This is a genomic window from Pseudomonas sp. MPR-R2A5, from assembly GCF_058793055.1.
In genome coordinates, this window is sequence record NZ_JBXAFK010000033.1 from 1 (window position 1) to 17,255 (window position 17,255).

21 protein-coding genes are annotated in these 17,255 nt (G+C 58.1%); 9 read left to right on the top strand and 12 right to left on the bottom strand.

Features of this window, described 5'->3' with window-relative positions:
• The first annotated feature begins 499 nt into the window (after positions 1-499).
• On the top strand, positions 500-2,017 hold the full coding sequence (locus AC1Q6I_RS22040) for a DUF2599 domain-containing protein (RefSeq protein WP_024075988.1): 1,518 nt from the start codon (positions 500-502) through the stop codon (positions 2,015-2,017).
• Between the two features lie 130 nt (positions 2,018-2,147).
• Here AC1Q6I_RS22040 and glsB read toward each other — a convergent pair whose 3' ends face one another.
• Complete coding sequence (glsB, locus tag AC1Q6I_RS22045; protein ID WP_024075989.1) at positions 2,148-3,056, bottom strand: glutaminase B; 909 nt, start codon at positions 3,054-3,056, stop codon at positions 2,148-2,150.
• A 167-nt stretch (positions 3,057-3,223) separates the two neighbouring features.
• Positions 3,224-3,634 carry a hypothetical protein gene (locus tag AC1Q6I_RS22050; protein WP_024075990.1) on the bottom strand — a complete coding sequence of 137 codons (411 nt, stop codon included), beginning with the start codon at positions 3,632-3,634 and terminating at the stop codon, positions 3,224-3,226.
• Positions 3,635-3,743: 109 nt separating this feature from the next.
• On the opposite strand from AC1Q6I_RS22050, the gene AC1Q6I_RS22055 reads away from it, so the two are divergent.
• Positions 3,744-4,604: an AraC family transcriptional regulator gene (locus AC1Q6I_RS22055; RefSeq protein WP_102625531.1), complete on the top strand. Its 861-nt coding sequence runs from the start codon at positions 3,744-3,746 to the stop codon at positions 4,602-4,604.
• Here the strand turns inward: AC1Q6I_RS22055 and AC1Q6I_RS22060 are convergent, their stop codons facing one another.
• Positions 4,605-5,246, bottom strand: coding sequence for a ribonuclease T2 family protein (locus AC1Q6I_RS22060; protein ID WP_024075992.1), 642 nt, complete (start codon positions 5,244-5,246; stop codon positions 4,605-4,607). It abuts the gene before it with no gap.
• Between the two features lie 89 nt (positions 5,247-5,335).
• Positions 5,336-6,316, bottom strand: a complete 981-nt coding sequence (locus tag AC1Q6I_RS22065) for a Gfo/Idh/MocA family protein (RefSeq protein WP_024075993.1) — start codon at positions 6,314-6,316, stop codon at positions 5,336-5,338.
• A 127-nt stretch (positions 6,317-6,443) separates the two neighbouring features.
• Here AC1Q6I_RS22065 and AC1Q6I_RS22070 point away from each other — a divergent pair, with 127 nt between their 5' ends.
• Both AC1Q6I_RS22070 and AC1Q6I_RS22075 read left to right on the top strand, forming a co-directional pair.
• Positions 6,444-6,806 carry an NUDIX hydrolase gene (locus AC1Q6I_RS22070; RefSeq protein ID WP_041161240.1) on the top strand — a complete coding sequence of 121 codons (363 nt, stop codon included), beginning with the start codon at positions 6,444-6,446 and terminating at the stop codon, positions 6,804-6,806.
• 135 nt (positions 6,807-6,941) lie between these two features.
• Positions 6,942-7,475: a hypothetical protein gene (locus AC1Q6I_RS22075; RefSeq protein ID WP_024075995.1), complete on the top strand. Its 534-nt coding sequence runs from the start codon at positions 6,942-6,944 to the stop codon at positions 7,473-7,475.
• Between the two features lie 23 nt (positions 7,476-7,498).
• Here the strand turns inward: AC1Q6I_RS22075 and AC1Q6I_RS22080 are convergent, their stop codons facing one another.
• Genes AC1Q6I_RS22080 through AC1Q6I_RS22095 form a run of 4 tightly spaced genes read right to left on the bottom strand, consistent with a single transcriptional unit; the run spans position 7,499 to position 9,340 of the window.
• Positions 7,499-7,993 carry a periplasmic heavy metal sensor gene (locus AC1Q6I_RS22080; protein WP_024075996.1) on the bottom strand — a complete coding sequence of 165 codons (495 nt, stop codon included), beginning with the start codon at positions 7,991-7,993 and terminating at the stop codon, positions 7,499-7,501.
• The gene (locus AC1Q6I_RS22085; RefSeq protein WP_024075997.1) at positions 7,990-8,421 is read right to left on the bottom strand and encodes a hypothetical protein; all 432 of its coding nucleotides are present in this window, start codon (positions 8,419-8,421) and stop codon (positions 7,990-7,992) included. The genes AC1Q6I_RS22080 and AC1Q6I_RS22085 overlap by 4 nt, the downstream gene beginning before the upstream one ends.
• A complete protein-coding gene (locus AC1Q6I_RS22090; protein WP_024075998.1) occupies positions 8,418-8,996 on the bottom strand; it encodes an RNA polymerase sigma factor in 579 nt (192 codons plus the stop codon). The genes AC1Q6I_RS22085 and AC1Q6I_RS22090 overlap by 4 nt, the downstream gene beginning before the upstream one ends.
• Positions 8,997-9,028: 32 nt before the next feature.
• Entirely contained in the window at positions 9,029-9,340 is a 312-nt protein-coding gene (locus AC1Q6I_RS22095) for a YXWGXW repeat-containing protein (RefSeq protein WP_024075999.1), read from the bottom strand.
• 223 nt (positions 9,341-9,563) lie between these two features.
• Between AC1Q6I_RS22095 and AC1Q6I_RS22100 the strand changes: the two genes are divergently transcribed.
• Together AC1Q6I_RS22100 and AC1Q6I_RS22105 are read left to right on the top strand one after the other, a co-directional pair.
• Complete coding sequence (locus AC1Q6I_RS22100; RefSeq protein WP_024076000.1) at positions 9,564-9,704, top strand: hypothetical protein; 141 nt, start codon at positions 9,564-9,566, stop codon at positions 9,702-9,704.
• A gap of 210 nt (positions 9,705-9,914) precedes the next feature.
• On the top strand, positions 9,915-10,859 hold the full coding sequence (locus tag AC1Q6I_RS22105) for a sensor domain-containing diguanylate cyclase (protein WP_102625532.1): 945 nt from the start codon (positions 9,915-9,917) through the stop codon (positions 10,857-10,859).
• Positions 10,860-11,137: 278 nt separating this feature from the next.
• On the opposite strand, the gene AC1Q6I_RS22110 is transcribed toward AC1Q6I_RS22105, so the two are convergent.
• The 3 genes from AC1Q6I_RS22110 to AC1Q6I_RS22120 form a co-directional block, all read right to left on the bottom strand.
• Entirely contained in the window at positions 11,138-11,398 is a 261-nt protein-coding gene (locus AC1Q6I_RS22110; protein WP_024076002.1) for a hypothetical protein, read from the bottom strand.
• A gap of 211 nt (positions 11,399-11,609) precedes the next feature.
• Positions 11,610-11,939, bottom strand: a complete 330-nt coding sequence (locus AC1Q6I_RS22115; protein ID WP_024076003.1) for a hypothetical protein — start codon at positions 11,937-11,939, stop codon at positions 11,610-11,612.
• Positions 11,940-12,068: 129 nt separating this feature from the next.
• Positions 12,069-14,561 (bottom strand): TonB-dependent siderophore receptor, encoded by a 2,493-nt coding sequence (locus AC1Q6I_RS22120; protein ID WP_102625533.1) that lies wholly within the window; start codon positions 14,559-14,561, stop codon positions 12,069-12,071.
• 252 nt (positions 14,562-14,813) lie between these two features.
• On the opposite strand from AC1Q6I_RS22120, the gene AC1Q6I_RS22125 reads away from it, so the two are divergent.
• Both AC1Q6I_RS22125 and AC1Q6I_RS22130 read left to right on the top strand, forming a co-directional pair.
• A complete protein-coding gene (locus AC1Q6I_RS22125) occupies positions 14,814-15,575 on the top strand; it encodes a hypothetical protein (protein ID WP_492618403.1) in 762 nt (253 codons plus the stop codon).
• Between the two features lie 3 nt (positions 15,576-15,578).
• Positions 15,579-15,998 carry a hypothetical protein gene (locus AC1Q6I_RS22130; RefSeq protein WP_069075802.1) on the top strand — a complete coding sequence of 140 codons (420 nt, stop codon included), beginning with the start codon at positions 15,579-15,581 and terminating at the stop codon, positions 15,996-15,998.
• Positions 15,999-16,274: 276 nt separating this feature from the next.
• Here AC1Q6I_RS22130 and AC1Q6I_RS22135 read toward each other — a convergent pair whose 3' ends face one another.
• The gene (locus tag AC1Q6I_RS22135; RefSeq protein WP_024076007.1) at positions 16,275-16,712 is read right to left on the bottom strand and encodes a DUF3995 domain-containing protein; all 438 of its coding nucleotides are present in this window, start codon (positions 16,710-16,712) and stop codon (positions 16,275-16,277) included.
• A gap of 92 nt (positions 16,713-16,804) precedes the next feature.
• On the opposite strand from AC1Q6I_RS22135, the gene AC1Q6I_RS22140 reads away from it, so the two are divergent.
• A complete protein-coding gene (locus AC1Q6I_RS22140; protein ID WP_041160960.1) occupies positions 16,805-17,194 on the top strand; it encodes a DUF2946 domain-containing protein in 390 nt (129 codons plus the stop codon).
• The last annotated feature ends 61 nt before the right edge of the window (positions 17,195-17,255 follow it).

Here is a 17,255-nt window from a genome sequence, read left to right on the forward strand (position 1 = left end):
TTGATCATTTGGCGAGTTTAAAAGTTGCGCTAGGTGGTATGCCGGGGAAATACATGGCTACTTCAGACCATCCCTAGGATTTTTCCGATAAGGGTTTAATGCGCGAACTGCATGCACATAGCCCCACGTTTAAAAGTTTATTGAAAGAAGCTTTCCAGCCCCTGTGCAACCTCTCACTTTTGAAGCCCCATCAACTCTCGATATTTAGACCAAAAGTGTTGCGTGCTTAATAAACACCTGGCACTCGCCCATGAAAAATATCGAGCCCGCCATTACAACTACCAACAACTAACTAAACAGACATCCCACCCCTCTCATTAAAGCTCGCAACACCTAGAAAACTCAAGATAATAAGCCCCCCTCCAGCCATAGCTAAAAAATATAAAAACCTGTGAAAAGTAACAGGTACATATTTTCCTCGCACTGATTAGCCTTTACATGCAAAGACAAAAATGCATCGGCTCGCCACCCATTTTATAGGTATAAAAAGAGGCACATCATGAAACGCATAAGGCATCTAATACTCTTAAGCCTCTCCTTTCTATTCAGCCATGCCAATGCGCAATGGAGTTCAGGTTCGCCTATTGACTCCATTACCGACGGCCAAAACACATTGATCGCCATTCAAAATCAATACCACGATACTGCCGTCGACTGCGGAACCGTTAACCGCCCGGCTTTTTTGTGCAATGGCCTCTTGTTAAGGGTGACCAAAAAATCCAATGCCTATAGAGTCTGGGACCCTAGCCCAACATCAATCGCCAGACACTCAATTTCATTTTCTTTTTTAAGAGCAGACGCCAAATTCTCAAACTTTGCCTGGAATCTGCCCGATGCGAATGGCTATATAATCTATCCCAATCTTCTGGCACCGCCCGGCAAGATCCCGGTTGATGTTCTTTGTTCATTCCCGAAAGACTCCTGGGACTGGTATCGCGATGTTCCTTGCGGCAGCATCACCCTGGAGAATGGGAAATACTTTCAAGCCAGTCGTTTATGCGCCCTACAAGGAATCACGACCGCCCAACAATGGTTACAACACTGGAATGACAGCGCTTCATTCTCTGACCCCTATCTATCTCAGTGCGGATTCGATGTGAGAAAAACAGTACCGGGAGGCAGTATCCCGTTCATGGAGTCGATCAAGGCGAAGAACCTGCTGGGTTTTGCCCCCGATTGGAATGATCTGCAAGTTACCGCCTGGCCCCCCAAAAGCGGCAGTACTTTACCGATTCAAGCCTTTTTTTTCACAACCGCCGCGAGCCTAGCTGACGCCCAAGCCAATCAACAAGAGTTCTATACAGACACCGGCATTATTGTTCCAATACTCAGTCTAAAACTCCCCACCTCGGCACAAGAGGAGGTAGTGTTTGGTTTCAGTTCCTCGAACCAGGCCGTCACTGGCCCGGGGGCGCCCACCACTGCCCTTACCCGTCCTACGATTGTAGAACCGGCGGAAGGCGCCACGGTTTCCTCCCCCTTCACTATTTCCGGTAAGAGCGCACCGTATGCCGAAATTGAGGTATATCCAAAAGAGGGTGCGTACTTGCTTGGTAAGACGACTGCCGGATCAGATGGCACCTGGAGAATCCCTGCTGCAACGATGGCCAGTTATGATCCGATCACTGCCAGGCAGACCCTCAACGGTCAAACGTCAAATTGGGCCGACGATCGTAACTTTTCACTGAACACCTCGACCTGCACGTCCTATATTGCTTCCGCTTCCTGGTTGTTACGTTATGACCCTGGCACCAACAAAGAACAATGGACTCTTTCGGTAATCCCTACCGCTTGCGGCAGGCTCATTGGCCCAGATAAAACCGACGCGGCTTATCAAGAACTCGTTCAGAAATATGCCAACGACCCACAATGGAAAAATAACGACGGCGGCGGCATGCGTCGACAATTTGTCTGTCACCTCGCCATCGCAAAAAACAAAGCGGAGTGGAACTTGGAACCCTTCCGGCCGAATGTGTCTCACGAGACCGCTGTCGCCGAAAAATGCAATCCAATCTGAAACCCGATTGATTAACGTGAAAGCCACTCACCTGGATCAAGCTCATGGACCTAGCAGTGTTATCTGCGGGTTCCATGAGCTTAGAGCCTGTTGAGTCATTCATTTAACCGTGCACAGGGTCGCGTTAATCTCAAAACACCGACCACCCAATCCGCTCGCTCAACAACTCCAACGCCTTCATCCCCGCCAGCGAATTCCCCGCTGCGTTCAACTCCGGCGACCATACGCACACGGTGAACTGCCCCGGCACCACCGCGACAATCCCGCCGCCGACCCCGCTCTTGCCCGGCAAGCCCACGCGGTAGGCAAAGTTGCCCGCCTCGTCATACAGCCCACTGGTGGCCATGATCGAGTTCACCTGCTTGGTCTGGCGCGCGGTCAAGATCTGCTCGCCGCTGTGGGCGCTCACCCCCGCGTTAGCCAGGAAGCTGAATGCCCGGGCCAGATCCAGGCAGCTCATCTGCAACGCGCAGTAGTTGAAGTAACTGTGCAGCACCGCGTCCACATCGTTATGGAAGTTGCCGAACGACTTCATCAAGTAAGCCATGGCCGCGTTGCGTGCGCCGTGCTGGGCTTCGGATTCGGCAACGACGCTGTTGACCAGGATCTGCGGGTTGCCCGACAGACGCCGAACAAAGTCACGCATCGACAAAATCGGCACGGCAAAGCGTGATTGGTTGATGTCGCAGATCACCAGCGCGCCGGCATTGATGAAGGGGTTACGGGGTCGCCCGCGTTCGAATTCCAGTTGCACCATGGAGTTGAACGGTTGCCCCGAAGGCTCGTGGCCCAGGCGTTCCCAGATGGTTTCGCCACCGTGGTCGATGGCCTGCACCAGGCTGAATACCTTGGAGATGCTTTGCACCGAGAACAGGGTGTCGGCATCGCCGGCGCAGTAGGCTGAGCCGTCGTTGCCGTACACCGCAATACCGAGTTGGTTGGCCGGTACATCGGCCAATGCGGGGATATAGTCGGCGACTTTGCCGAGGCCGATCAGTGGGCGCACTTCGTCGAGGATCGCCGATAGCATCGCCTGCATAGCGTGTGAGGTCATCGTTCGTTGAATCAGTGATAGCGGGGCGCGGAGGATACTTCAATGTGCTAGCAAGCCCCACACAATCTCCCTCTCCGGTTCGGCAAAGGTGAAGGAAATCAGCCGGGGCGGACTGTCTACAGTGACTGACGCCCCCCCGCCCGGTGCACATTTCAAAATTGCGCCACATCGCAAACCCGCTCATCGAGCACGTCCCGCGCCAGTGCCCACGCCTGCTCCCGGGACCCTACCACCAGCAGCGGATAGCCCCACGCCTTGCTGAACGTGATGGTGAACGGTTTGAGCGCCAGGCGTTTGGCCGCGCTCGGTTCCACCTGGATCATGCCTTTGACGAACGCGCGCAGGGCCGGTTTGTTTTTCTTCATCCAGATCGAGGCTTGTTTGCGCTCCTCGTGGGAGTGTTCGTGATTGTTCTCATCCACGGCTTTTTCATGCAGTAGCAGGAAGGGTTGCTGACGCGCCAACAGGCTTTCGAAGATCACAAAGGTATCGTCCGGCCCGCCTTCGTTGGGCGCGTCAAAGACGATTTTCACCACAGGGAAGGTTGAACTGTCGAGTCGCATGGCAAAGCTCCTGAATGAGAGTGGATCTCACTATAGGCGCCGAACCGCTGGACGACATTGCACAGAATAGCCAGAATGTTTCGCAACTCAGCCAAGCCGCGGCACTGCCATGAAGCGCCATCGTCTCGACCTGCATGACCCCTCGCGCGCCAAGGATGCCGACCTGATCCCACGTGCCGTGGTGGCAGTGAGCGCCAGCAGCGCATCACAGAATTGGGAGCACGCTCCACACACCCACCGCAAGGGCCAGTTGATGTACACCCTGCGCGGGGCGATTCATTGTGAAATCGAGGCCGGTATCTGGATCGTGCCGCCGCAATGCGCGCTGTGGATTCCCGGTGGCATGCCCCACGCGGCCCGTGGCTCCGGGGCGGCGGAGGTGTATTGCCTGCTGGTCGACCCGCACGCCGCCAACGCCCTGCCCCCGCAGGCGTGCACCCTGGCAGTGTCCGGGCTGCTGCATGAGCTGATCAGCAAAGCGGTGAGCTTCCCGCCGTTATATGAAGTGGACGGGGCCCAGGGGCGCTTGATCAACACGCTGCTGGACGAACTGGCCATGGCCCCGATCGAACACCTGCACCTGCCGATGCCCCAGGACCCAAGGCTGCGCCGCCTGGCTGACAGCCTGCTGGCCAATCCCGCGGACAAGGCCACCCTCGCCCAGTGGGCGGTACGCATCGGCATGAGCGAACGCAGCATGACGCGCCTGCTGCTGGAGGAGTTTGGCCTGAGTTTCGGCCGCTGGCGCCGGCAGTTGCATGTGATCCTGTCCCTGCAACGCCTGGCCAAGGGTGAAAGCGTGCAGCGGGTCGCCCTGGACCTGGGCTATGAAAACGCCAGCGGGTTTATCACCATGTTCCGCAAGGCAATGGGCCAGCCGCCAGCGCGTTACCTGGCCGACCGTGCCGGAGCCTCGAGTGCCAACGCCGCGTTGGCACCTGCCGCCATTGCATTGCACCCAGGCAGTTGATCAGCGCTGCAGTGGAATCCGAATATCGCCGTCGCGGCACTGGGTCTTCACACTCCGGGGGCAGCCGGCAAACCGCAGTTCCTTGCTCAGGCACACCCGCACTTCCGATAACACCTTGCCCTTGCAGATCACCGCCACGCTGTGGTCGCCCATGGCGGGATTGCTCTGGCGAAACAGGTTTTCGATGTCGCGCGCCTGCAGGTAGGCCGGGGCATCGAACGGCTGCAGCTGTTGCGGAATCTGTACCGCGCCCAAGGCCGCATCGGTCGCCTCCAGATAGCGCGAAGCGTCGAGGCCGCTGCAGGTACCGTGCTTGGTCCATTCGTGTTTGAGCAATGCCCGTGTCGGGAATATCAACGCGCCTTTGGCCAGGTCTTGCGCCGACAATCGCGATTGTGGATCACACGATGCCGGCCACCCGCCCTTTGCGTACTGCGGCCATAGCCCATGCAGCACAAACCCATAGCCCTTGCCCGAACATTGCTCGTTGTCCGGGTGCGTCAGGCAGAAGGTCGGCGACCACGACAGCGACAACACATAAAAATCAAAATCCCCGGCTGGCCGCTGCTCACGCGGTGCCGCTTGCGCCACCATACATGCCAGCACCCACCCCATAGCCATCCAGGCTGCCTTGTAGTTCATCCGTCTGTTCCTTGAAAAAAGAGGCGACCATTGTCGGCCCGCGGGTGTCCCCGGCGATAGGCGCCGAAGCCACGCGGCCTTGGGGAAAACTACTCAGGATGGTAGGGATTACGCTTCAACACTTTGTCCAGGATGCGGTCGGTCTTCAACGCCTCGATCGCCAGCGACGGATGCTCGGCTTCGCCACGAATGTGTGCGTTCATCGCCAGCACGTGATGCCACTGGATGTGCTCGTGGCACGGCACTTCCAGCACCTCGTCCACGTCGCTCTCAAGGTGCAGCGGCTGGTCTTCGAACACCGCAAACGTTATGCGGCCGCGACTGCCGATCAGCTCGACGCGGTCTTCACGACGGTCCGCGACGAAGTTCCAGCAGCCCATCCCCAACGCCCCCGAGCCAAACGTCCAGCAGGCGGTCACCGCATCTTCAGCCGTGTACTCCCCGGCCTGCCGCGCGGTAAACCCGCTGACCTCGACAATGTCCCCGGCCAGGAACTGGAACAGATCGAACCCGTGGCTGGCCAGGTCGACAAAATAACCACCGCCGGCAATGGCCGGGTCGGTGCGCCAATTGGCGGCGCTGGCGTCTTCGGCGGCTGGCGGCTTGCAGAGGCTCCAGTTGACCTGGCGCAACTCGCCGATACGCCCGGACCGCAACCAGTCACGCACTTGCTGGAAACGCGGCAACGAGCGGCGGTAGTAGGAAACGAACAGGTGCAAGCCAGCACGTTCGAAAGTGCGCTGCATCAACGCGCTCTGCTCGGCGTTGAGGGCCATGGGTTTTTCGACGCAGCAATGCTTGCCCGCCGCCGCGACCATCAGGCTGTACTCCAGGTGGCTGTCGGGCGGCGTGGCGATGTACACCGCGTCCACTTCGGGGTCGTTGATCAGCGCTTGGGCGTCGGTGTAGAAGCGCGCAATGCCATGACGTGCTGCATAATCGCGCACAACCGCTTCGCGGCGCCCCATCACCGCTACCAGGGCTGAGCCTGGCGCTTTGTAGAAAGCCGGTCCACTCTTTAACTCAGTGACACTGCCACAGCCGATCATGCCCCAACGTACGGTCGTCATCAGTTTTCCTCGTCCGTTTTCATCAATCAGGCAGTATCCACGTACCTAACCCGACGCGCTACAACCACCTAGCATGACAATTGCATTACACTTTTGTGACAGACATTGCGCCGTGGGAGCACAGATGATGAAAATACGCGCAACCGTCATTTGCGAACACGAAGGGCATATCCTCTTCGTACGCAAGGCCAGGTCGAAATGGGCACTGCCAGGTGGCAAGGTCGAACAGCATGAACGCCCCGTCGGCGCGGCCGAGCGGGAGCTGGAAGAAGAAACCGGGTTGAACGTGGACGGCCTGCTGTACCTGCAGGAACTGAAGGCCCGCGACACGCTGCACCATGTGTTCGAAGCCTCAGTGGTGAATATCGCCGATGCACGGCCCTGCAACGAGATCGTCGACTGCCAGTGGCATGCCTACGGCGCTGTGGACGAACTGGACACCACCGACGCCACCCGGCACATCGTCAAATCCTTCCTGCGGCGCCTGTAGCGCCGCACTCAGCATCCTTCGCGGTCGCCAACACTGAACGGGCAATCACCTGTCAATGTTGACAGTAGACCGATCGACGTCATCGGCTTACGGTCGTAGACGCAGGTTTCGCTGCCACAGGAAGGATGCAATGCCATGAAGCTACTCTACGAATTCAAAGAAGTGTTCGGGGACGATGACATACCCGAAGTCCTGATATCTCGCCTCAGCGATGAAAATAACGAACTTGATAAGCCAGACTTCACCGTACGTGTGTCTTCACTCAACAATGACGGGAAGTATTACGTTATCAGCAAGCCGGAAGATGTGGATGGTAACGGTAAAGGTGACAAAAATGACGCGTCCTACTATGAGCTGGCCGCCAAGCTGGTAACCGACTTGGTCACCTTGAGCGACATCGGTGATAAGAAGCGCTTTAGTCGCATATTGATAAGATTCAAACCTGGCTCAACAACGGATATCGAGATCCTGCATTTCAAAGACGGCAACAACATCATCTCTGCAGCTGACTTTATCGTGACGGTAACAGACCCCGACCGCTACGGTAAGTATCGAAAAGTCAAGGACCTCATCGACGCCGATGGCGATGGCGACGCAGACAGCAATGACCGTCTGATTTACCGGACGCTGGCCACATCGTTTGCGTCAATGACAGACCCGCGCCCGTAGCAGGTCTGTCAGGATGAAACAGCTCAGGATCGAGGCTTACTCCCTACCGACTCCAGGGGCATCGATTTGTTTTTTGCCTGCCCGCGCATGTACAACGCCTCGACCAGCTTCTGCCGCTCATCCTGGGGCAGGTTACCGGCGAACTGCGCCAGGGTGCTGTCCACCAGTGCCCGAAGGGCCATATCGGCCTCCCGTGCCTTGGCCAGCTCTGCCACCAATGCCTCACGGTCCAGGCTTGGCGCTTCCAATTGCTTGATCACACCCAATCGCGCTTCACGCCCCGCCATGATCAGCGGCTGGCTGTCGTCGCGATTGTGGCGCAACAACTGGCGCAGCTCCCTGCGTCGCTCCACCGGCAGCTTCAACATCGCCTGGCGCAAGCCGTGCTGATTGACCACCGCTGCGGCGGTCGGCGTGTTGGCCATCCAATGGTAGAGGCCGCCACCGACGCCGCCGATAAGAAACACGTTGAGCAACACCGAAACGAGCAACCACGGCTTGAGGGATCTGCTTGTCATTGCTCGGCTTCCTCGGCATTGACGGTAAAGACGACTTCCGCGTCGCCCTGGTCGAAGACGCTGGGCAGCACGTCGGATGACCGCATGGGCAGCGGCACGCTCATGGACGCCACCAGCATTCCCGTGACGACGCCTGCGATCCCTACGCCCACAAGGCCGGCCGGCGATAACCAACCGGCGTAACGCGACCAGAAAGACTCACCGCCCACTGCGGATCGGCGAATCTGCCTGACCAACGCCGCGTCGGCGACGAGCGGCTGATAGCTGTCCAGCTGGCTGTCGAGCCAACGCGCCTGCTGCAAGGTTTCGCGCGCATGCACATTGCCGCTGCGGAGCAATGCCTGGGCCGGTGCCTGTTCAGCATCGGGCCAACGCCGCAGGTCCGCCCCGTAGGCGTCGGCCAGATAAGCAAAGCGTTCGGGTGTCATGGTGTTCCCCTTCCTGGGCGGGCAAGCCCGGGTGTGTCGGCAAGTTGGCTGCGCAACTGGCGTCGGGCCCTCGACAGCAGGCTCTCCAGTGCCTCGACGCTGATATTCATCAGGGCCGCGGCGTCGATGTTCGACAGCTCCTGGTAGTACTGCAACACGATGGCTTCGCGCTGGCGCTCGGGCAAGGCCGCCAACGCGGCGGCCATGCGTGCACTGCGGTCCTGGGTTTCCAATTGCTCTTCAGGCGATGGCGAGCTGTCTGCCACCTCCAGCGCCTCTTCGTCGCTCAACGGGCGCTCCTTGCGCCGGCGCAGGCGGTCACGGCACAAGTTGAGCACCACCCGGTGCAGCCAAGTATCGAAACGCGCCTCACCACTGCGCCAATTGGCAGCCTGGCGCCAGATGCGCAGGAAACTTTCCTGGGCCACGTCCTTGGCCTCGTCGGCATCGCCCAGTATTCGACCGGCGAGCGCAAGCAACCGGGGTAGCTTGCGGGTCACCATTTCGTTGACGGCCGCAGGTTCGTTATTGCCGATACGAGCCAGCAGCTCAACGTCCGGATCAGTGTCTTTCAATCGGGCAAGTCTCGGTCCGGGGCTAAGAGGTTTCAGCGAATCCAGTGCCCTTCACGCCAATACCAGTTCGGGCCATGGGCTTCCCAGTGCCCAGGCTCCCAGCGGGCATGGCGCATCACCGGCTGCCAGTGACCCGGCACCCAGGCGTAACCGCGTCCTTCCCAGCGCCAGTGGCCAGGGTCCCAGGCATAACCGGGGCGCTCGGCGGGAATCATTTCCACGCGCTGCGGGGGTGGCGCCTGCTGGATGATGATGTCGGTCTGGGCAAAGGTCGGGGTACTGACGAACGCGGCGAAGGCCAGCGGGATCAGCACGGCATAACGCAAATGGGCCAGGGGTCTCATGGCAACTCCTTCATTGGCGTGCAGGAATACACGCTGCTGATGGGTTGAACGGCGTGTGCCGGAAAATCCGTCGCAGGCCGCGGCGTTTTTTTTCAGGCAGTGGTCAAACGCAGTATTGCGCAGGGGATGGCAAGGCTTGATGAAATGTTTGAAAGCTTCGCGACGGATTTACACGGGTGACGGCGTTTAACCAGTACGCACAACACACCCATGAGGAAATACCATGTCTCGTCGCCTATCCATGCTGGTCGCCGCCTTGTTGATCGTCAGCCTCAGCGGCTGCGTGATCGTGCCGGAGCATCGGCATTGCTGCTGGCGCTATTACGGCGCCGCCGCGACACCGACCGACACCGTCAACGGCTGATCCCGCGCGCTAACCCCTCCGCGTCCGGCCTGGAGCGCGGGGGGATGCAAACGTATCGACCCTGCCGCTTTTCACCGCGTAAATGCCCCACGGCTGACGCCAGAATGCCCATCACTCGACCTCCCGTCTGCTGCTACACCCAGCGCTTGACTCCAGCCCATGATCAAATGACGCTGTTGGCGTTTAGCCATCATCGCGAGCCGCCCAATCATGAGCACCGAACTCCCAAGCCTGCCCGATAGCGATGTGTACAAGACGCTGCTCGAATCGACCAAGGCCATCCCCTGGCGCATCGACTGGCAGACCATGACCTTCAGTTATATCGGCCCGCAGATCGAAGCGCTGCTGGGTTGGACGCCGAAAAGCTGGGTCAGCGTGGATGACTGGGTGGAGCGCATGCACCCGGATGACCGCGAATACGTTGTGAATTTCTGTGTCTCGCAATCCCGTGCCGGGGTGGACCACGAGGCCGATTACCGCGCGCTGACGGTCAACGGCGACTATGTGTGGATTCGCGACGTGGTGCATGTGGTACGCAAGGATGGCGAGGTCGAAGCGCTGATCGGCTTCATGTTCGATATCAGCGAGCGCAAAAAGACCGAAGAGCACCTCACTCGCCTGCAAAAACAGCTGGAGGAATACTCCTTCCAGGACGGCCTCACCGGTATCGCCAACCGCCGCATGTTCGATACCGTGCTGGAACGCGAATGGGCCAGCGCCCAGCGTAGCCAGTTGCCGCTGTCGTTAATCATCTTGGATATCGATTTTTTCAAGCAGTACAACGACCACTACGGCCATATCAAGGGTGATGAATGCCTGCGCCAGGTGGCACGCACGCTGTCATTGGCGGCCAACCGACCGCGGGACTTCATCGCGCGCATCGGCGGCGAGGAATTCGTTTGGTTATTGCCGGAAACCGACGCCGCATCGGCCAGGCAAGTGGCGCAACGTTGCCTGCATCTGATTTGCCAGCAACAGATCGAACATGGGTTTTCACCGGTATCAAACCTGCTGAGCCTGAGCCTGGGGGTCGGCACGCATATCGTGACGCCGAACAGTGCGATGCTGGGGTTTGTCGAAAGCGTCGACAAATTGCTGTACCAGGCCAAGCACAATGGACGGATGCGTGCAGAGTTTGCCGAAATAGAAGTGTGATACCGAGGTCAAAACGCGGGCAAAAAAAATCCCAAGTAGCTGATGGAAACTTGGGATTTAAAAATGCATAAACCGTGGGAGGTGAACGCCCGGCAATAATACCCAGTGTAAAAAGCTGTAACAAGATTATTTTAATCCTTTCGTCGGATTAAAAGCGTCGTAAGTCATTCAATAACCACATATTTTTTAAGGTAGAGGGGTATATGAATGCCACTTTTTGGTGCAAGTATCGCGATTACTTCCACCCCATATATCCCTTTATAAACAATGGTTATTAATTAAAGCGGCGTGACACTTTTAGAGGATTGCCCGTTCAACCGTTTGCAGGTTTCTCGAAGTTCGACACTGTTAGACGATGCCGCACTGGCCACACGCTCCACTTGCCGGCACAAGGCAATGCGCTCGGCCGCCGCTTCGCGTTGGCGGTCGACCTCGGCATTGAACTGCACGAAATAGATCCCCAGTGCCCCTGCGACACACAGCACCCCGAACGCGAAATAACGCAAGCTGTTGGACGATTCAGCCGCTGGCGGGTTCATGAGGTTATAGCGCCCTGCTCTTTTCGTAGCGGACGTCGTCACCCATCTCGTTGGCCACCACCAAGGTGCCAATGGCATAAAGCGTTTGCATACTTGCCTCCTCCATGCAGGACGCAATTGTATGCAAAATGAAACATGGGATTGTGGTGGATTTGTAAAGCGCCTGCCCCGCAGGGGCAGATCAAGAGCACAGGCGCTGCTGGCCAGTCGTTTATTTACGCGCCACTTTGTAGCGCAGGCAGTCCTGATAGAACGTCTGGCGAATCGCCTCGGGCTTGAGCCGAGAGCGGCTGTCATAGGTCTGCTCGGTGATGCCCATGGCCATCATGCGCATCCACGATTTATTGAACTTGATGGTCTGGATCTTTTGTCGCGCGGCATACAGCGAAACCCCTGACAGCTTGAGTTCCTGGGCCCTGGCGGCAGTACCTGCGCCCCAACTGCACATGTACTTGTCCCCCTCGCGCAACTCCCGTGCCTGCACGGTAGCCGCGCCGCCGGCCAGGGAGCAGGCGAACAGCATGATTCCAACAGTGCGCATTTGTTCCCTCACCTAACCACCTGAAAATAAAAGCGATTCTGGCGAGAATTTTGTTACAAAGGGGCCACTAAATTGCCTTATTGCACACGGTAGGAGTGAGTTCTATCGCACTACAGGGACTGCATGGGTTCACCACCGATAAGTGGCGCTCGCCTGCACGGTGCGTTGCGAGCCATACCAGCACCAGGAGTAGGACAAGCAGGACGCCACGTATTCTTTATTCGCCAGGTTGGTGGCGTTCAGCGCCAGGCGCAGGTTGTCCTTGGGGTTGGCGATATTCGCAATGTCGTAGTGCACCGCCGCGTCAAACAAGGTGTAGCCCGGGACTTTCAGGGTGTTGGCAGTATCCCCCCAGGACGATCCGACATAGCGTGCGCCAGCACCGGCACCGAATCCTTTCAACTGGCCATCATGGAAGGTGTAGTCAGCCCAGGCCGAGGCCGTATGGCGCGGCAGGCCGTACGTGGTCGTGCCTTTGACCGGGATCGCCGGCCCTACGCCCACATCGCTGACCGGCGCGTACTGCGCGGTGCTGTTGGACTTGCTCGCACGGTTATCCAGGTACGCGTAGGCGGCGGTGATGTCCAGGTTGTCGTTGAGACTGGCCTTGCCTTCCAGTTCAAAACCACGGGATTGCTGTTCGCCGTCCTGGATGTTGCAACGGCCATTGCCACACAGGTGGGTCGGGTCTGGGTCGATGGTAGGCACGTTGCTCTGGCGCAGGTCGAAAATCGCCGCCGTGATAAAGCTGTTGCTGCCTGGCGGTTGGTACTTGATACCGATTTCATACTGCTTGCCCTCGGTCGGCTTGAACACCGAACCACCGTAACCGGTGCCCGATTGCGGGTTGAACGACTCGGCATAGCTGGCGTAAGGCGCCAGACCGTTTTCAAACAGATAGACCAGGCCCACACGCCCGGTAAACGCCTTGCTGTCCAGGGAGGATTTGCTCTTGGCGCCACTGCTCAGGGTCTTGGTAGTGCTGTCGGTGCTGGCCCAGTCATAGCGACCGCCGAGCAACAGCACCCATTGGTCCCACTTCATTTGCTCCTGCAGGTAGACCCCCGTCTGTTCGCTGCGCGAGGTCGCATCGGTGGTGAACGCTGGCGTGGCCACGGGCGCGCCGTAGACCGGGTCGAAGATATCCAGGTCCGGCCCCGAGCCGTAACCGGCCTTGGTGTCGGTGCTGGTGTTCTGGTAATCGAGGCCCATCAACAACGTGTGCTGCAATGGCCCGGTGTCGAATTTGGCTTGCAGTTGGTTGTCGAGGTTGTAGGCGTCCATGTCGACATCGGTGGCAATGGTCGAACGCTTGGACGTGCGGTAATCCGCCCTGAGGTAGCTGTTGTAGAGGCTCCGATAGACACCTTCGGCACGCAGGTAACGCGCGTTCTGGCGCACGGTCCAGACATCGTCGACATGATGTTCGAACGCGTAGCCAAGGGAGTAATACTCACGGTCACTCTTCTCGAAATTCTTTTCGCCATCGTAGAAGTCCACGTCGATCTTGCGCCCGGTCGGACTGTGCAGCACCGAGCCCCAGGCCGGCACCGAGCCGTAGGATGCGCCCTGGGGGTCCTTCTGGAAATGCCCGAGCAAGGTCAGCGAGGTGGCCTCGTCGGGGCGCCAGGTGAATGCACTGGACAGCGACTGGCGGCGGGTCTCGGTGTGTTCGACCTGGCCGTCGGCCTCGTCGAACAATCCCGCCACACGGTAGGCATACACACCCTGATCGTCGATCGGGCCACTGAGGTCGAAGGTGGTGCGCTTCTTGTTGAAGGTGCCGTATTCGACGCCCACTTCATGAAACGGCGTGTCCAGCGGGCGCTTGGTGACCATATTGATCACCCCGCTCGGCGTGCCCTGGCCATACAGCACCGAAGCCGGGCCGCGCAGTACTTCGACGCGCTCCAGGTCGAAAGCATCCTTTTGCGGCAAGGCGTCACGGCTGGAAGGCACGCGCAGGCCATCGAGGTAAGTGGATGGGGCGAAGCCACGGATGGTCAGTTGGTCCAGCCGCGAGGCCGTGGCGCCACGGGTTTCCGGAACGACAGCGGCGCTGTAGCGCAGGATCTGATTAAGGCTCTCGGCGTTCTGTGCGCGCATCTGGTCTTTAGTGACGATAGAAATCGACTGCGGGGTTTCAATCACTGCGGTGTCGGTCTTGGTTCCTGACAGGCTGCGCGTGGCCACGTAGCCGGCCACCGGCCCGGTCGGACTGTCGGCCCGGTCGGCCGCGCTGATGGTCGTGGCCTGTAACTCCATGGCCCCGCCGTTATCCGGGATAGCTTCCAGACGGTAGCGGTCGGCAGAGATCTTCAGCGCCTGCAAGCCGCTACCGGCGAGCACATGATTCAGCGCTACCTCAGTGTCGTATTGCCCGCTCAAGCCATTGCTGCGTTTGCCACGGGCCAGGCTTGCATCGAAAGCCAGCACCAGGCCCGCCTGTTCGGCCAGGCTATTGAGTGCCTGGCTCAATTCGCCGGCCGGAATCTGGAAACGGCGCAAGGCGCTGCGGCTTTCTTCAGCGAAGGCGGACGGCACGATCAGCAGCGGCACGGCGGCAAAGGCAATCGCCACGGACAGGGCCAGTGGGTGCAAGGGACGAGCAAGGCGCGACATGGGAAATCCTGCGTAATGGAGGTTCTATTAACCATGACGGGCACGCAGGAAAATCGGGCAAGGATGAGAGCAGTTTTTATTTGAGTGGTGTACTGCAATCGGTTGGATCGCTTTTTTGTGTAGCCCTTTGGGTAGGTTTTTCGCGTCTTTTTCCTGACTGTGGTGAGCCCATTCTGATTTTCAAAACCGTTCATCCAGCCGCTTTTCGCTGCGGCAGACTCCGACGCCTTGCCTTCTGCCGAGACGTCACGGATGACCAACGCTTCCCACATTGCCCATATCGAACATGAGCTGGATAGCTTCCATCAGAGCCTGGTGACGTATCGCCAGCAACTGGGGGCCTGGTATTCGCGCGCGCTGGATTCGGTGAGCCACGCCGCTGATTTACCGTCGTTGCTGGGGATGGATCGGGTGTTGCGCGCGGGGAATTCGCAACGTTCCGTGAGCCTTTCCGATACCGACTTCTCCACCGTGGCCCGCTGCCCGGCGGGCGGTATGTTGCAGATCGAAAGCAAGTTCGAGTCGGTGCATGACGTGCCGATCGGCGATATCCCGGTTGAGGTGATCGGCCTGGATGACGGCAGTTCTACCGTGGTCATGCTCGATGAACAGGGTAAAGGCTCACACCCATGCGTCGCGGGCGCGCGCTACCAGGTACGGGTGCAAGGCGGCGTGTCGGCGCAACAGGTGGACGCGTTGTTTGTGTCCTACGCCGGGTTGACCGCAGACCTGGAGCAATGGCTGCGGTCGCAGTGGGAAGGGTTCAAGCCGCATTGGCAACAGTCGACGGCCAGCGCGATTGGCAGCGGGATATTGGCTGGCAGTTGGGCGGCATACTGGCGTCGACGACAAAAAAACAACATCGTGCGTTTAAAGCTACTAGGAGCTGGAAGTGGCTACAGACCAAATAAAAAGGACCCAGACAATCCAATTTTTAATCCATCCATGAACGGCGCAGAAATGAAATTTCGTGAAGAGGGCACGCCTTTCACTCTGTTTCCAATCTCGGAATAAAAAATGTTATTTCACCCAAACTCTGACCATATCCCTTTCGACGCCAGCTTGTACTATTTCGTAGGCGTCTTTGACATTTACGACAGAGAGGAAACCAAGGGGGAAGAGCTCGCACACTACAACCCCAACAACAATAAAGACAGAGAAGCCCTCATACTTAAATACTGTCTGGGTCCTTCCAGCAAGTTTTCATATCGCCACAGATATAAATTAATGGAAAGTTTACTCAGCGCACTAAAAACCGAAAACTTTAACTTTCACTCTTATTTCGAGAATGACCCAGAGAAATACTCAACAATGGCATGGGACGAAACAGAAATAGCCGATCCACGGGGTTTCTTCGTTGATATCTACCGGTTAGCCAGCGATGCCTGGAAAGATGACCTCCAAAAAGCTAGCCTCGAAGACCAATCAGAGTGGTAACGCCACCACTTTCCCAGACCACTTCCTTTTGTGCAAGCTTGCTCGCACTGGGTGTCTAAGCGACCCCAGTCAGAAAAAGGAAAAAAGGGGACAGGAGTAGAAAGGGTACAGAACTACTTACAGGCTAAAGGTTCGATTCACTATTTGATTAAACAAATCCTTCCCCGTCTCCCAAGAGATAAAAAATTAAAATCGTACATATAAACGAAACTGGATGTGAGGCCAGGGGAAAGCATACACCCAATAAATGATGCGAGATTCACAACCTTCCCCCCATCACCCCCACGCCACCACCAACAACCCCACCCCCAACACCAAACACAACGGCGAATAAAACCACGTATCCAACCGCGCAAACCGCGACCCACTGACTTTCTTGAAAAACCCCACCAACTCCGAATCCCCAATCGCCCTGGCAAACATGAGCACGGCAATCGCGCTGATCCCCCATTGCAATGCGCCATGGGACACCGGCGAGAAATACAGCCCTGCCCGCAGGCACACCAGCAATGCAATCGCGACCAACCCCATCGCCACCAAGAAAGTGCCCAACGCCGAGGGCTTGAACGCCGGGCGTGGCCCGCTGGCAAATTCGCCGGGCAGTTGGGGGATGGCGGCGAGACTGCCAAGTTTGCCGCCGGCGGCCCAATACAGGTGGACCATGCTGATGCAGGTAAAAATGCCGACGACCCATCGTGCAACGACGAAGCTCATGGTGGTTCTCCCTGAAAAGATGCGAAGTAGGATAGCCCCCCTGAAATTTTTTGCAGGCATTTCGTCGGCGGCTGATGGTAAAGTGCCGCCCCATGAAACTTGCCCGTGCCGACCGCTCGATCATTGCCTGGATGCTCTACTGCTGCGTCCTGTTCAATGTGTTCGCGTGCAGTATCGGGCATGGGCAGATGGTCGGGATGCAGCTCAATGGCCTCGGCGGTCAGTTCTGTACGGTGGACCCGCGCACCCAGGCGCCCACGCCGTCCAACTCCACCGATGAAAGCCTGCCAACCCTGTCCAAGGCGTTTGGTTGCCCGCTGTGTTCGACCGGCGGCATGGGCCCGGCATTCAGTTCCAGCCTGAATGTGGCGGTATTGCCACAGCCTCATGCCCCCCCTCCGGCCATTGTCGCCACCGCTGACCTCCCCGCCCGCTTTACCTGGCCAACGGCCCATCCTCGCGCGCCGCCCGCCTTTGCCTGATCCCTTTGCTTTCTGATCTGCACTGACCACCGTTTCCGCGAGGAAGTACGGCGGCCGTGCG

What these genes read in the sequence shown, in the direction of transcription:
- AC1Q6I_RS22040 (WP_024075988.1), top strand. Translation starts at nt 500, where the DNA reads ATGAAACGCATAAGGCATCTAATACTCTTAAGCCTCTCCTTTCTATTC.
- glsB (WP_024075989.1), bottom strand. Translation starts at nt 3,056, where the DNA reads ATGCAGGCGATGCTATCGGCGATCCTCGACGAAGTGCGCCCACTGATC.
- AC1Q6I_RS22050 (WP_024075990.1), bottom strand. Translation starts at nt 3,634, where the DNA reads ATGCGACTCGACAGTTCAACCTTCCCTGTGGTGAAAATCGTCTTTGAC.
- AC1Q6I_RS22055 (WP_102625531.1), top strand. Translation starts at nt 3,744, where the DNA reads ATGAAGCGCCATCGTCTCGACCTGCATGACCCCTCGCGCGCCAAGGAT.
- AC1Q6I_RS22060 (WP_024075992.1), bottom strand. Translation starts at nt 5,246, where the DNA reads ATGAACTACAAGGCAGCCTGGATGGCTATGGGGTGGGTGCTGGCATGT.
- AC1Q6I_RS22065 (WP_024075993.1), bottom strand. Translation starts at nt 6,316, where the DNA reads ATGACGACCGTACGTTGGGGCATGATCGGCTGTGGCAGTGTCACTGAG.
- AC1Q6I_RS22070 (WP_041161240.1), top strand. Translation starts at nt 6,444, where the DNA reads ATGAAAATACGCGCAACCGTCATTTGCGAACACGAAGGGCATATCCTC.
- AC1Q6I_RS22075 (WP_024075995.1), top strand. Translation starts at nt 6,942, where the DNA reads ATGAAGCTACTCTACGAATTCAAAGAAGTGTTCGGGGACGATGACATA.
- AC1Q6I_RS22080 (WP_024075996.1), bottom strand. Translation starts at nt 7,993, where the DNA reads ATGACAAGCAGATCCCTCAAGCCGTGGTTGCTCGTTTCGGTGTTGCTC.
- AC1Q6I_RS22085 (WP_024075997.1), bottom strand. Translation starts at nt 8,421, where the DNA reads ATGACACCCGAACGCTTTGCTTATCTGGCCGACGCCTACGGGGCGGAC.
- AC1Q6I_RS22095 (WP_024075999.1), bottom strand. Translation starts at nt 9,340, where the DNA reads ATGAGACCCCTGGCCCATTTGCGTTATGCCGTGCTGATCCCGCTGGCC.
- AC1Q6I_RS22100 (WP_024076000.1), top strand. Translation starts at nt 9,564, where the DNA reads ATGTCTCGTCGCCTATCCATGCTGGTCGCCGCCTTGTTGATCGTCAGC.
- AC1Q6I_RS22105 (WP_102625532.1), top strand. Translation starts at nt 9,915, where the DNA reads ATGAGCACCGAACTCCCAAGCCTGCCCGATAGCGATGTGTACAAGACG.
- AC1Q6I_RS22110 (WP_024076002.1), bottom strand. Translation starts at nt 11,398, where the DNA reads ATGAACCCGCCAGCGGCTGAATCGTCCAACAGCTTGCGTTATTTCGCG.
- AC1Q6I_RS22115 (WP_024076003.1), bottom strand. Translation starts at nt 11,939, where the DNA reads ATGCGCACTGTTGGAATCATGCTGTTCGCCTGCTCCCTGGCCGGCGGC.
- AC1Q6I_RS22120 (WP_102625533.1), bottom strand. Translation starts at nt 14,561, where the DNA reads ATGTCGCGCCTTGCTCGTCCCTTGCACCCACTGGCCCTGTCCGTGGCG.
- AC1Q6I_RS22125 (WP_492618403.1), top strand. Translation starts at nt 14,814, where the DNA reads ATGACCAACGCTTCCCACATTGCCCATATCGAACATGAGCTGGATAGC.
- AC1Q6I_RS22130 (WP_069075802.1), top strand. Translation starts at nt 15,579, where the DNA reads ATGTTATTTCACCCAAACTCTGACCATATCCCTTTCGACGCCAGCTTG.
- AC1Q6I_RS22135 (WP_024076007.1), bottom strand. Translation starts at nt 16,712, where the DNA reads ATGAGCTTCGTCGTTGCACGATGGGTCGTCGGCATTTTTACCTGCATC.
- AC1Q6I_RS22140 (WP_041160960.1), top strand. Translation starts at nt 16,805, where the DNA reads ATGAAACTTGCCCGTGCCGACCGCTCGATCATTGCCTGGATGCTCTAC.